Raw genomic sequence first — 14,012 nt, 5'->3', positions numbered from 1 at the left:
GGTGCTGCGACCGCTCAAGTCCCGCCCACCCGCGCCGATAGCTGTCGCGGGCGTGCGCCTTGCGGGCGCCCCTCCCTCCCCCTCTGGATTCAACATGACTGGCAGTTACAGTCAGAGCCTGGTCGCCATCTCCCTGCTGGTGGCCATTCTTGCCTCGTACACGGCGCTGGACATGGCCGGCCGCCTGGCCACGGCCGAAGGCCGCGTGGCCCGCTGGTGGCTGGCGGGGGGCGCGGCGGCCATGGGGCTGGGCATCTGGTCGATGCACTTCATCGGCATGCTCGCCTTCGACCTGCCGATCCCGGTGGGTTACGACCTTGGCATCACCCTGTACTCGCTGGCGGTCTCGATCGGTGCTTCCGCCTATGCGCTGTGGCTGGTGTCGCGGCCCAGCCTGCCGTGGCGACGATTGCTGGCCGGTGCCGTGCTGATGGGCCTAGGCATTGCCACCATGCATTACCTGGGCATGGCGGCGATGCGCATGCAGCCGGGCATCGACTATCACCCTGGATGGTTCGCCGCCTCCATCGCGGTCGCCATCGGTGCCGCCGGCGCGGCGCTGTGGATCGCCTTCCGCCTGCGTGCCGAGCAGCGCAACACCATGCGCCTGCGCGCACTGGCCTCCCTGGTGATGGGCCTGGCCATCGTCGGCATGCATTACACCGGCATGGCCGCCGCACGCTTCCCCGAAGGCAGCATCTGCGGTGCGGTCGGCAGCGGCGGCATCGACACGCGTTGGCTGGCGGTGCTGGTGATCGTCACCACCGTGGCCACGCTGGGCATCGCCCTGGTGGCCTCGCTGTTCGACCGGCAGATGCGCGTTCGCACCGGGCTGCTGGCCGATTCGCTGGCGCACGCCAACGACAAGCTGATCCAGGCCGCCCTGCATGACCCGCTGACCCAGCTGCCCAACCGCATGCTGCTGCAGGACCGCATCGAGCAGGCCATCGAGAAGGCGCGCCGCCGTGGCCGCGCCGTGGCGGTGATGTTCTGCGACCTGGACGGCTTCAAGGCGGTCAATGATGCCTATGGCCACCAGCTCGGCGACCGTCTGCTGGTGGCGGTGGCGCAGCGCATCGGCGGCCTGCTGCGGCCACAGGATACGTTTGCCCGTCTCGGCGGCGACGAGTTCGTGATCGTGCTGGCCATCGATATTCCCGACGATGCGGTGGTGGTGGCCGAGCGCATCATCGCTGCTGCCGGCGAACCGTTCACGCTGGATGCGGCCGAGCTGCAGGTCAGTGCCAGCCTGGGCATCGCCCTGTACCCGGATGACGCCAGCAACGAGCGCGAGCTGATGGCGCACGCCGATGCGGCGATGTACCACACCAAGGAAACCGGCCGGAACGGCTATACCTTCTTCACCCCCTCGATGCAGCTCAGCGCCAACCGCCAGCTGCGCCTGCTGCAGGACCTGCGCAAGGCCATCGCCCGCGACGAGCTGGTGCTGCACTACCAGCCCAAGTTCCCTGCCGCCGGCGCACCGGCCACCGGCGCCGAAGCGCTGCTGCGCTGGCAGCATCCGGAGCTGGGCCTGCTGGCGCCGGATGTGTTCATTCCCATCGCCGAACGCAGCGGCCTGATCCTGCCCATCGGTGACTGGGTACTGGACCGTGCCTGTGCACAGCTGCGTACCTGGCACGACGCAGGGCACAGCGAATGGTCGATGGCGGTCAACCTGTCACCGTTGCAGTTCGCCTCGCCGGCGCTGCTGGACAGTGTGCGCGAGGTGCTGCAACGGCACCGGATCGACCCCTCGCGGCTGACCCTGGAGATCACCGAGACCACGGCGATGAAGGACGTCGATGCCAGCCTGGCGATCCTCAACGACCTGACCGCGATGGGGGTGCACATCGCCATCGATGATTTCGGCACCGGCTATTCCAGCCTGCTGTATCTCAAGCGCATGCCCGCCACCGAACTGAAGATCGACCGTGCGTTCGTACACGACCTGGAACGCAATGACGAAGACGCCGCCATCGTTTCATCGATCATCGCGCTGGGCCGCACCCTGCAGCTGCAGGTGGTGGCCGAAGGCGTGGAGACGCAGGCACAGCGCGAATACCTGAGCGAGCTGGGCTGCGACCAGCTGCAGGGTTATCACCTGGGGCGGCCGATGGAGCCCGAGGAGTTCCTGCGCCGGGTGGGGTGAGGCCCCGGTTTCGGGGTCGGATCCCTTGCCGCGGGCAAGGGCTCTGACTCCATCCACGCAACCCCATCCACGCGTGGCCTGGATCTACCGGCCCCCGGGGTCAGAGCCCTGGCCTGCGGCCAGGGATCCGACCCCATCCACCTGCCAACAAAAAGGCCGCCCGAGGGCGGCCTTTCTGCGTGGCAACGTCGCGCGGACGTCAGTGCATCATGTGCACGTTCATGTTATGCATGACCCACAGGGTGCCGATCACGATGATGCCGATCACCACGACGGTGAAGGCTGCAGCGTTGACGTTCCAGCGGCTTTCCGAAGAGCGGTCCAGGTGCAGGAAGAACACCAGGTGGACCAGCATCTGCAGCACCGCGGTGACCGCGATCACCACACCGTTGACGGTGCGCGAGAAGTCGCCCGACATCACCATCCAGAACGGGATGACGGTCAGCACCACCGCCAGCACGAAGCCGATCAGGTAGGACTTGACGCTGCCGTGGCTCTCGCCGCCGGCGGCGTGGTCGTGTGCATGGTTGTCATGTGCCATTACAGCGCTCCATTGAGGTAGACGACGGAGAACACGCCGATCCAGATCAGGTCCAGGAAGTGCCAGAACAGGCTCAGGCACGCCATGCGGGTCTTGTTGGTCGGGGTCAGGCCGTACTTCTTCAGCTGCACGAACATCACCAGCAGCCACAGCAGGCCGGCGCTGACGTGCAGGCCGTGGGTACCGACCAGGGCGAAGAACGCCGACAGGAAGGCACTGCGGTCCGGACCGTAGCCCTGATGGATCAGGTGCTGGAACTCCCACACTTCCATGCACATGAAGCCGAAGCCCAGCAGCCAGGTGATGCCCAGCCACAGGTACATCTGGCCCATCTGCTTGCGGTGCATGGCGATCATGCCCAGGCCGAAGGTCAGCGACGAGGTCAGCAGCAGCGCGGTTTCCCACGCCACGAACGGCAGCTCGAACAGGTCCTTCGCGGTGGGACCACCATCAGTACCGCCGGACAGCACCACGTAGGTGGCGAACAGCGAGGCGAAGATGAGGCAGTCGCTCATCAGGTACACCCAGAAACCGAAGACGGTGTTGCCGCCGGTGTCGTGGTGCTCGTGGTCGTCATGGCCATGGGCCGCCGCATGCGCGGCGTGCCCGTGGCTCAGGGTCGAGGTATTGGTGCTCATGCCTTCAGCTCCGACTTCACCAGGCCCTGGTTTTCCAGGTGCTTGCGGTGTTCGTTCTCGATGCGTTCCACCTCGGCGGCCGGGACCCAGTAGTCCACGTCCTGGTCGAAGGTGCGGTAGATGAACGTGGCGATCATGCCGACGAAGCCGACGATGGCCAGCCACCAGATGTGCCAGATCATCGCGAAGCCGAACACCAGGCTGAAGGCACCGATGACAACGCCCGTGCCGGTGTTGCGCGGCATGTGGATGTCGGTGTACTTGGCCGGCTTCGGCCAGGCTTCACCACGCTGCTTGCGCTCCCAGAAATCGTCCAGCTCGGTGACTTCCGGCAGGGTGCCGAAGTTGTAGAAGGCCGGCGGCGAAGAGGTTTCCCACTCCAGCGTACGGGCATCCCACGGGTCGCCGGTCAGGTCGGCAGTCTTCTTGCGGTCGCGGATCGACACGGCCACCTGGATGATCTGGCACAGGATGCCGGCACCCACGATGAAGGCACCTGCAGCGGCCACCAGCAGCAGCGGCTCGTAGGCCGGGTTGACGGTGCTCTGCAGACGACGGGTCATGCCCATGAAGCCCAGCACGTACATCGGCATGAAGGTCACGTAGAAGCCGATGAACCAGCACCAGAACGCGCACTTGCCCCAGAACTCATTGAGGCGGAAGCCGAACATCTTCGGCCACCAGTAGGTGATGCCGGCGAACATGCCGAACACCACGCCGCCGATGATGACGTTGTGGAAGTGGGCGATCAGGAACAGGCTGTTGTGCAGCACGAAGTCGATGGCCGGGATCGCCAGCATCACGCCGGTCATGCCGCCGATGGTGAAGGTGACCATGAAGCCGATGGTCCACAGCACGGGCGTGGTGAACTGCACGCGGCCGCGGAACATGGTGAACAGCCAGTTGAAGATCTTCACGCCGGTCGGGATCGAGATGATCATCGTCGTGATGCCGAAGAAGGCATTGACGTTGGCACCCGAGCCCATGGTGAAGAAGTGGTGCAGCCACACGATGAACGACAGCACGCCGATGCAGGCGGTGGCGTAGACCATGCCCTTGTAGCCGAACAGCGCCTTGCGCGAGAAGGTCGCGATGACTTCGGAGAACACACCGAACGCCGGCAGGACCAGGATGTACACCTCCGGGTGACCCCAGATCCAGATCAGGTTGATGTACAGCATGGCGTTGCCGCCACCGTCATTGGTGAAGAAGTGCGTACCCAGGTAACGGTCCAGGGTCAGCAGCACCAGGGTGATGGTCAGCACCGGGAAGGCAGCGACGATCAGCACGTTGGTCACCAGGGCGGTCCAGGTGAACACCGGCATCTGCATCAGCTTCATGCTCGGGGTACGCATCTTCAGGATGGTGATGAAGAAGTTGATACCGCTCAGCGTGGTACCCAGGCCTGCGACCTGTAGACCCCATATGTAGTAGTCCATGCCTACGCTTGGACTGTATTCGATGCCCGACAACGGCGGGAACGCCAGCCAGCCGGTGGCAGCGAACTCACCGATCCACAGCGACAGCATGATCAGCACCGCACCGGACACGAACAGCCAGAAGCTGAGCGAGTTGACGAACGGGAACGCGACGTCGCGTGCACCGATCTGCAGCGGCACGGCCAGGTTCATCAGGCCGGTGATCAGCGGCATCGCCACGAAGAAGATCATGATCACGCCGTGGGCGGTGAAGATCTGGTCGTAGTGGTGCGGCGGCAGGTACCCCTCGGACCCGCCGACGGCGAGCGCCTGCTGGGTACGCATCATGATGGCGTCGGAGAAACCGCGCAGCAGCATGACGAAGGCGACGATGAGGTACATCACGCCGATCTTCTTGTGATCCACCGAGGTGAACCACTCCTTCCACAGATAGCCCCACAGCTTGAACTTGGTGATCAGGGCCATGACGCCCAGGCCACCCAGCACCGCGCCGACCAGGGTGGTCAGCACGATCGGATCGTGGGGGATCGACTCAATTGAGAGTTTACCCAACATGTTCATTCTCCCGAGCCCGCGTGGCCGGCGTGACCGGCGGCGGCGTGCTCGTCAGCAGTGTGTCCGGCGTGTTCGGCCGGAGCGGCGGCAGCGTCGGTGTGGCCTTCATGGCCCTCGTGACCTGCATGGGCATCGTGACCTTCAGCAGCGGCACCGTCGGCCGGGGCCTTGTGCTCGTGCTTCATGCCGTAATGCTTGTTGTCGCCCATGTGCTTGGCGATGACCCAGTCGAACAGGCCTTCTTCAGTCTTGCCGAAGTAGGTGACCGGGTACCACTCGGCATTGCGTGCTTCACCCAGGGCCTTGAACGAGGCCTTGTCCAGGGTCTGCTCACCGGCACGGACCTGGTCCAGCCACTGGCGGTATTCGGCATCGGTAACCGAGTAGGCGGTGAAGTGCATCTTGGCGAAGCCGGCACCACTGTAGTGCGAGGACATGCCCGGGAATTCACCGGTCTCGTTGGCGATCAGGTGGAGCTTGGTCTCCATCGCAGCCATCGAGTAGATCATGCTGCCCAGGTGCGGGATGAAGAACGCATTCATCACCGAATCGGACGTGATCTTGAAGTTCAGCGGCGTGTTGACCGGGAACTTGATTTCGTTGACGACCGCCACCTTCTCTTCCGGATAGATGAACAGCCACTTCCAGTCCAGCGAGATCGCCTCGATGGTGACCGGCTTGACGTCCGAATCCAGCGGACGATACGGGTCCAGTGCGTGCGACGAGCGCCAGGTCAGGACCGCCAGCACCAGCACGATCATGCAGGGAATGGACCACACCACCACCTCGATCGCCGTCGAGTGGGACCACTTCGGCTCGTAGCGGGCCTTGGTGTTGGAGGCGCGATACTTCCACGCGAAGGTCAGGGTCATGATGATGACCGGGATGACGACCAGCAGCATGAGCACGGTGGCCGTGATCAGCAGGGTCTTCTCATCCTGGCCGATCTGGCCCTTCGGACTGAGGATGGCCACCGCATCGCAACCGGTGAGCATCACCAGCAACGACAGCAGCAGGCCCGGGCGCAACCAGCGCCCAAGGGTTTTCAACGGAATCATCGGTCGATCCAATTGCGAGGGAATGCCGTTCCCCGTCCTGCCTGTTCCGGCCAAAGCCGGTCCCACCGGTCCGGAAGACAGGCAGGGAGGTGGGGTCGAGTCAGCCTTTCAATTTTAGGCCGTCACCCACCATTTAAGAAAGGCATTGACAATGATCGAGCGCAGGAAAGGCCCGATTCTGGCTGCGACACGTTGTCGCACCGCGCAGGCGCGGCGGGCAGAACGCCCGGGGGCGGCATCCTAGCATCAGGTGCTGGCCGGCGGTCCGCCCTCGTTCGGCAAAGTCATCTGAACCTGTTCAGGCGTGCTGATGGGTGCCCGGCGTGGGATGCTCGGCGCAGGAGGAGGGTCCGTGGACAAGATCGACTTCAAGAAGCGCGATCGCGCGTTGTACCAGCCCCCGGTGGGCCGGTTCGTGACTGTGGACGTACCGCCCCTGCCCTACGTGATGGTCGACGGCCACGGTGATCCGAATACCGCCCCCGCCTACCTGCAGGCCGTGCAGTGGCTGTACTCGGTGAGCTATGCACTGAAGTTCGCGCTGAAGGCCATGGGCCAGGACTACGTGGTGCCACCGCTGGAAGCGCTGTGGAGCGCCGGGGATCCGTCGAGCTTTGTCGCACGCCGCAAGGATGAGTGGAGGTGGACGGTGATGATCCGTACGCCGAACGGGATCAGTCCAGAGCAGTGGGAGGCTGCCATCGCCAATGCGGCGAAGAAACTGGGCGAGGTCCCGGCCAGCCTTCGCCATGAAATTCTTGAAGAAGGCCTCTGCCTGCAGACCTTGCATGTGGGTGCCTACGATGACGAGGGCCCGATCCTGGCCCATCTGCACGGCGAGCTGATGCCCGCACTGGGTTACACCTTTGCCGGCCCCCATCATGAGATCTACCTGAGCGACCCGCGCAGGACCGACGCGGCGCGGTTGAAAACCGTCCTGCGGCAGTCGGTGCGCAATGGATTGCCGGCCTGCTGATCATCGGCTCCGCAACAGCATAGCCCCTCCACCATGATAGACAGGTAGCGACCACTCAGAACAGCCAGTACTGTTGCAGGCACGGACGCGATACGGTGAAACGCATCGACGCGGATTTGCCTGTGAGAAGGACGTATTGGCCCCCTGGTAAACCACGCCACCGTCATTGCTCAGTTCATACCGCTCAGCGCGTGCGGAAGCTCCCCAGGCCATTTCACAGGAACTCCGCATTTCGGCGACGTTGAGGTTCCCCGGCACATCAGGCACCGGGCGCAGGACCAGCGTGAAGGTAGCCACAGCGGAGTACCCGCTGCACCCGGCGGCATTACATGCACGGGCACGGTAGCCGTAGCCACCCGCGCCGCGAGCACCCGCAGCGAACTGGGTCTCGGCCGAGTCCAGAACCTGCGTCCACTGCCCTGCTGCAAATTGCTCCTCCAGCCGATAGGAACTCGCAGTGGCAACGGCTCCCCAGTAGACCCTGAACCCTTGACCGCTTCCAACGTTTGACGAATCGATGGACAGACCAGGTGCAGACGGCGCCCGCAGCACGGCGACAAGCAGCGCCGAGGACAACGGTCCGCAACCACTGGCATTGCAGGCTCGCACGCGATAGCCGTACGTCCCTGTCGAACGTTCGGGAAGCGTTGCGGCGATCGCGCTGGAGTTCTGCACCTGGGCCCAGACTCTACCCGGCGCCTGCTCTTCCAACGCATAGCTCGCACCATCGGGCACGGCGCTCCAGCCAACAACGACCGGACTGCCATACTGCGCGGAGTTGCCACTCATTACAGGCGCCACGGCAGGGATGCGCAGGACACGGGTGGTCGCGACGGCGGAATAGCTGGAACACCCGGCATCATTGCAGGCACGGACGCGATAGCCATCCTCACCGCTGGGGCGCCCCGCAACATCCTGCGAAGTCCTGGCGGCGTTCGCGATCTGCGTCCATTCACTTGTACCGGAGCGTTGCTCCAGGGCATAGCGGGCTGCCCCTGCCACCTGGCTCCAGGAAACCACATACGCACCGGAGCTGTTGCTGGCCGGCAACGACAATGTCGGCGCGGCCGCCGGCTTGAGGATGACCTGGATGGAAGCGGGAGCCGAGTAAGCTGCACATCCACGCCCGTTGCAACCGCGCACGCGGTACTGCACGGAGCCGGCGGGCTGCCCACTAACGGGATGATTCGCGACATTGGCGGAGAGGAGGGTCGCCCACGCACCTCCAGTGGATGCCTGCAGCTCATAGCGACTGGCGCCGGCGACTGTGCTCCAGGTCACGACGTAGCTTCCTGAATAGCTCGTGGCCGGCACTGTGACAATGGGAACATCAACCGGCTCAGCCTGAACGTTGATCGCGCCAACACTGCTCCAGGCACCACACGCATTCGACGAGCACGCGCGCACCGAGTATCCGTAGATACCGGCCGAACGATTGCTCGCCGCCCAGGCTCTACCAGCCCCCGAATACACCGTGGTCCAGCCGCCACTGTCTCGCTGCTCACGAAGCTCGTAGCGCGCCGCGCGACCGACTTCCCCCCAGCTTACGCTGAAGCTCCCCGTCTCCGACGAAGGCGGAACCGACAGCGACGGAACGCCCGGTGCAACATGCCCAACGACCTTCGCTACGAGACTGCTGCCCAGGTAGACATATTCAGAGATTTCACCCGTCCGCTCATTGTTCTGTCGCCGCAGCAAGCCATCCTCGCCATACAGCGAGAAAATCCGGCGATCCTCATTCTCGGCAGACGACAAAACTCGTCGCCCGTATGCGTCATAGCGATACGACTCAGCCCCGGCCACCTTTCGCAGCCGATTGCCGACATCGAACGTGTGAACAACGCCGTTTCGATTCCTAAGGTTTCCTTGCGGGTCATAGTCCAAGCCAATAATCGTGGAACCACCCGTCGCCTGTACATTGGTCAGCCGATTGAATGCGTCGTACCAGTACTGGTGGTCCCTCACTCCGGCGAGGCTGCTGCTACGAAGGTTATCCAGTGCGTCATAGGTGTAGCGCATGACACCATTGCCGCCAAACATCGCAGAGGTCGCCTGCTGAAGGCGATCAAGCTGGTCATACTCCATCCGACGATCACGAAGGCTGTCGACGCCATCGAGGATGGTGACGACGTTTCCAGCGCCATCATAAAGATACGAATAGTCGAGCACTCCGTTGCCGTCAACAACCTGCGCCGGCAGCTGGCGGGCGTTCTGCTGCATGCTGTGCACGACGCCATTACCGTAAGTGAATCGGCGAATCGCTCCATTAGGGTAATAACTCACTGCAGTCGCGTAAGGGCCGGCCTGGGTTGCCTGCCCGAGCGCATTTGGGGCAAGGCCGACGAACATCCCGCTCGGATAGGCAATTCCGGCCCTGTTACCGTTGCTGTCGTAGCCATACCCCAGCGAAAGGGCGGGTCCGGCCGACTCCTGCAGCGACTCACCGGTAAGAAGCCGACGCTTGTTGTAGGTATAGCCGTTCACCGCTACGGCCCCGCCCCCGTCATTCAGAGTGGTCACCTGCGCGGGCTTGCCATCGGCATGATAGAGCCAGTCCTGATCACCATTCCGGTCGGGAAAACGCAGTGTCGCTAGACGGTTCCGCGCATCGTACGTCCGGTCCACGCGGCGCGAAGACGACAAGGCTGCGGCAGCATCACAGGAGGCGACGTTGGGCAATGCGAGCCCGGATGCCGTCCACAGCAGATTTCCCGCAGGGTCATATCCCATCGCGGTACTGCCAGTTTCCGGTTCAATCGACTTGCAAAGCTGCTGGTGACCGTCGTAGACATAGGTGCGCGTCAGCGCTTCAGTAGAAGACGCGTTTCGCCGCTTGATGGAAAGTGGCTTGCCAAAAACGTCACGGACAATCTCGGAGAACACCCCCCCGGGATGTGCAATGGCGATCGGCTGCGTCTGACTGGGCTGATCAAAGGCCTGGTATGCAGTCGTAGTCACCCGACCTTTCGGATCAATCACCTTTACCAGTCCACCAGCAAGATAACTGGTCGTAGTCGTCAGCAAACCAGACTCGCTGTCCTGCGAAACAGATGCCACTCGCCCCAGGCCGTCGTACGTCGTCCAAGTGCCCGTGGAGGCATTGGCCGATGCCGACGGATATGACTGGAACTCAAGGCGCCCCTGTAGATCGTAGCTGGCTCTCACGAATCGCTGGGTTTCAGCAGGCGACGCCGCATCAAACTCCTGGGTCAGCAGCGGCCGCCAGAATGCATCGTAGTAGACGCGCTTGCGTGCATTTCCGGTCGAAACATCCTGACGCCAATGGCCTGCAGCGACCCCATACTCATCTGCACTGCTTTTGCTGAAACTGCGAACAGTATCCGCCCATGCCACCGTGTCGCCCGCTGGATAGCGTATGCGCGAGATGCGCCCCATCGGGTCATATTCATACCCGGTTGCGGCACCGATCTCGTCTGTGACCGACGTGACGAAGCCATTGTCATCCACGCCACGAACCAGTGTCGTGCCATCTGCGAACTTCAGCGTCTGCGCAACGCCGCGCTTCCAGTTCGCCAGATGGGTGATGTGATTGTTCGCATCGGCAATACTCGAGAGTGAGCCATCCGGATTGTAGCTGTAGCGCTGCAGAAGGCGCCCGTGGCTGTGGAGTTCGATCGGAAGTGCCCGACCGTCGTAGGTGGTGCGAGTGATCACGGACGCCGTATCCGAGCTGGAAACGCGCGCCACCTGACCCAACACCCAGAGGCCAAGGTTGTCGCCATACTCAGTCACATCCGTACGGGCGTCTCCCTGACTACTGAACCGGGAGACGCTCAGTGGTCGAGCCAGGCTGTCAAAGCTGTTCGTGCGACGGGTGTAGACCACCCCGTCCAGGCGCGTGACGGTTGACAGCTCTGGCTGGATCGCCTCGCGGGGGAAGTTGTCGCCGGTATCCTGCGCGCTGACACCAAAACGCGCGGGATACGGCCGGCCTGCAGGAGAGAGCGCGTAAGTGTTCTCGACAACCTGCAGGATATCGCCGCCCTTGCCACGCTCAATGCGCAAGAGCTTTCCTTCGTCATACTTGAAGCTGTTTCCGTGGGTGTAGCGGGTCCACTCAGCGCCGGGCCCCTCCACCACCGTCGTTGCGCGACCCGCGCAGCTGTCACTCGTGCAGATCGGTTCGCCACACACCACTCCACCCGTCAATGGGCATGGCCGATCCATCGTTCCACCCGGGTAAAAAATGGAACTGATTGCGGAACTGTAGCTGTACTTCCAGGCCATCGGAGAAATGGCCGGTCCGCTGATGGACTTCTCGATCAGCGTGTAGGCCTTGTACGCAATCGCCCACTGGTTGACATCATCACCGGTGTCGTTTCCACCTATCCCTGTCGTGAAATTCTTGCAAGATATCGGGACGTTGCTCCGGCCATGCTCGCGGATGGCGACAGTAAATGTCCCTACGGCCCCGGAAGGATGCTCGATACGGCCAGTTGCCAACTGCGGCCCCACGAGCGGAGTTCCGTCCATGAAGCAACTGCGGACTGGCTCATTTGGAATAGGCAGCGTGGCGTAGTACGCGGCATTGGAGAGGCCCGAGAAGTCGATCTTCCACTGGCTTCCATCAGGTTGGATGACCGCCGACAGCGAGACCTTGCCGTCGCTTCGATACAGATAGCGCCAAGTCCGGCCATTCGTGGTTGCGGTCTCGATCTGACCTCGTGGATTATAGGAAAAACTGATCTGACGCCCGTCACTGGCAACGATGGATTGCAGTCGAGCGGGGGCATTGGCTGCGTTGGCATAGTTGTACGCCACGCTATTGCCGAACCGATCTTCAACACGCGTGGCGTACAGCACATTGAGCCTACGATCCAGCCGCTTTGTACCATTCAACGGATTCTTGATCTGCGGCTCGACGTACTGGGCCATCCAGTCGAACCAATAGCGGGTGCCGTCTGGCCCGACCGCCAGAAATCCCTCGCCGGTGCCGTTGCGAATGGCAGGCAGGCAGCCAACGAAGACCTGGTCGTTGGTCATCCAGTAGTACGGCCCCCCTTGGGCAGGTCTGGCCGTTGAACCATTGATCAGCAGCATTTCCCCGCTGGTCACGCCCGGAATGTTCATCGAGTTTCCGGACCACACGTCACTGACATCCATCGACCCGCTGAATGGAATGGACGGCTGCGCCTGGGACACTGTGCTGACACTGCAGCGCGCACCGGGCGACGCTGCGGCATGCCCCATGACCCAGTCTGTTGAGAAAACGCCACTGATGCTGGGCAAGTCCAGGTCCCAGTCAGCAAGAAGCGCATCGTTCTCGTACTGATAGCGATTCTTCATCACGTACTTGCGTTTCAGGCTCACTGGTAACGCGTGATGACTTTCCAGCGATACGTCAGCCGCCGAGAATGACAAGGCGCCATTTGAAAGACCTACGCTGTCTCCCAGCAAATCGTCCGACAACCTGGCAACGCCCATGCTGCTCTGCAAGCGCTTGTCGAACTCCTCCCAGGGATACTTGCCGGGCTGGGTATCCTGCGCAGCTGCGCCCGAAGCACTGAACATCCCCAGAAAAATCAGCCCGATCAGGCATCGACAGCTTCGCGCGTGCGTCTTCATGGCTTCCATAGCGAGATACCACTCCTTGGGTGCACGGAAGACGCATGCGCCATCCGATCAGGCAAGTGAACTCAACGTGAACCGGATGAATATCATTCACTCAGCCTTTGTTCAAGGGCCGAACGCGGCAAGCTGACCCTGAGCCTGCGTGACTGACGCCCCCCCCCCTAGGGCTGCAAACCCAGGACTGCGTACGAAGAACCAGCCCGCGAACCCGAGCATCCTTGAGCTGCCATGGACGATCTCGGGTGCACAGCAGAGACAACGATGCATTTGGCAACGGCGGCTGACATTGGCCGAACTGTTCGTAGGTGGGGATAAGGCCAACTTAGGACAGGATGCGAGGCGGTGGTTGGATGCTGCCGCGCCTCCGTCGGGGAGAGTCGCCCAGCCATCCTCATCGCTTCAGCTGACAGCCCCGCATCGAACGAGATCTTGTTCACCACATCTTCCTGAACGCGGCGATGCAACTCGATAGCGGGACCGAGCTTAATTTTGCTCTCGGGATGCAGCGCACTTGAAGCTTCATGTCCGTCCAGCGCTTCGTAGTAGTAGAAATTCGAGTATTTCTCAATAAAAATTTGGGCATCAACGGAACCCAACGCGAACTCTCTCACAAGCGTCGTCATCTCAATGATCGCAGCTTCAGTTTCCATGATCTACGTCACTCCAACTCATTGTTTGATCGGAAGCCATGCGGCCCGGGTACTGACGACCACCCTTGAGCTCAGCAACCGCCCGGGGTTCGAGGTGATCGTTGAGGAGCGCTTCGAGAGTGCAACTGGTAGGCTTCGACTTCGCAAGCGCAGGCAATCCGGACTGAACCTACTCAGCGACCGCTTGCCGGGCTTGGTCGCGGGCCTGATCCAGCGTCAGATGCTCAACCGAACCCAAGGTTCGACGCTTACCGTGGGCCCAGGTCACGATCCAAGCCTTGTGCCCTGAAGGCTGCACTCGCAGGATCAGACCTCGAACCTGGGCATCCCTAAGCTCATAGGGGCGGTCTCGGAGCTCAGCCGTGAGAACAATGCGTTTGGTGAGGGCGGATGACATCAGGCGGAGGATCC

Annotated in this window: 9 protein-coding genes; 2 read left to right on the top strand and 7 right to left on the bottom strand. The window is 62.4% G+C overall.

Features of this window, described 5'->3' with window-relative positions:
• Positions 1-94: 94 nt before the first annotated feature.
• The gene (locus tag SriyCCGPB3_RS05925) at positions 95-2,152 is read left to right on the top strand and encodes a putative bifunctional diguanylate cyclase/phosphodiesterase (RefSeq protein WP_350259985.1); all 2,058 of its coding nucleotides are present in this window, start codon (positions 95-97) and stop codon (positions 2,150-2,152) included.
• A gap of 199 nt (positions 2,153-2,351) precedes the next feature.
• Here SriyCCGPB3_RS05925 and cyoD read toward each other — a convergent pair whose 3' ends face one another.
• The 4 genes from cyoD to cyoA are packed head-to-tail and all read right to left on the bottom strand — an operon-like array spanning position 2,352 to position 6,383.
• Positions 2,352-2,693 (bottom strand): cytochrome o ubiquinol oxidase subunit IV, encoded by a 342-nt coding sequence (cyoD, locus tag SriyCCGPB3_RS05920; protein ID WP_014036396.1) that lies wholly within the window; start codon positions 2,691-2,693, stop codon positions 2,352-2,354.
• On the bottom strand, positions 2,693-3,331 hold the full coding sequence (gene cyoC, locus SriyCCGPB3_RS05915; RefSeq protein ID WP_110711620.1) for a cytochrome o ubiquinol oxidase subunit III: 639 nt from the start codon (positions 3,329-3,331) through the stop codon (positions 2,693-2,695). Before cyoC ends, cyoD begins: the two co-directional genes overlap by 1 nt.
• Positions 3,328-5,325 carry a cytochrome o ubiquinol oxidase subunit I gene (gene cyoB / locus SriyCCGPB3_RS05910; RefSeq protein WP_040008505.1) on the bottom strand — a complete coding sequence of 666 codons (1,998 nt, stop codon included), beginning with the start codon at positions 5,323-5,325 and terminating at the stop codon, positions 3,328-3,330. Before cyoB ends, cyoC begins: the two co-directional genes overlap by 4 nt.
• A 2-nt stretch (positions 5,326-5,327) precedes the next feature.
• Positions 5,328-6,383 (bottom strand): ubiquinol oxidase subunit II, encoded by a 1,056-nt coding sequence (gene cyoA / locus SriyCCGPB3_RS05905; RefSeq protein WP_075675026.1) that lies wholly within the window; start codon positions 6,381-6,383, stop codon positions 5,328-5,330.
• A 352-nt stretch (positions 6,384-6,735) separates the two neighbouring features.
• Here cyoA and SriyCCGPB3_RS05900 point away from each other — a divergent pair, with 352 nt between their 5' ends.
• Positions 6,736-7,359 (top strand): GyrI-like domain-containing protein, encoded by a 624-nt coding sequence (locus SriyCCGPB3_RS05900; RefSeq protein WP_110711619.1) that lies wholly within the window; start codon positions 6,736-6,738, stop codon positions 7,357-7,359.
• On the opposite strand, the gene SriyCCGPB3_RS05895 is transcribed toward SriyCCGPB3_RS05900, so the two are convergent.
• The 3 genes from SriyCCGPB3_RS05895 to SriyCCGPB3_RS05885 all read right to left on the bottom strand — a co-directional run bounded on the left by SriyCCGPB3_RS05895 (position 7,360) and on the right by SriyCCGPB3_RS05885 (position 13,998).
• A complete protein-coding gene (locus SriyCCGPB3_RS05895) occupies positions 7,360-12,954 on the bottom strand; it encodes an RHS repeat protein (RefSeq protein WP_350259984.1) in 5,595 nt (1,864 codons plus the stop codon). It abuts the gene before it with no gap.
• 158 nt (positions 12,955-13,112) lie between these two features.
• On the bottom strand, positions 13,113-13,601 hold the full coding sequence (locus SriyCCGPB3_RS05890) for a hypothetical protein (RefSeq protein ID WP_153856800.1): 489 nt from the start codon (positions 13,599-13,601) through the stop codon (positions 13,113-13,115).
• Between the two features lie 169 nt (positions 13,602-13,770).
• Positions 13,771-13,998, bottom strand: a complete 228-nt coding sequence (locus SriyCCGPB3_RS05885) for an Arm DNA-binding domain-containing protein (protein WP_110711614.1) — start codon at positions 13,996-13,998, stop codon at positions 13,771-13,773.
• Positions 13,999-14,012: the final 14 nt, after the last annotated feature.

The organism is Stenotrophomonas riyadhensis, assembly GCF_040256885.1.
Classification (GTDB): Bacteria; Pseudomonadota; Gammaproteobacteria; order Xanthomonadales; family Xanthomonadaceae; genus Stenotrophomonas; species Stenotrophomonas riyadhensis.
Note: the sequence above shows the minus strand (reverse complement) of the source record. Positions and strands in the feature narration are given on the sequence as shown.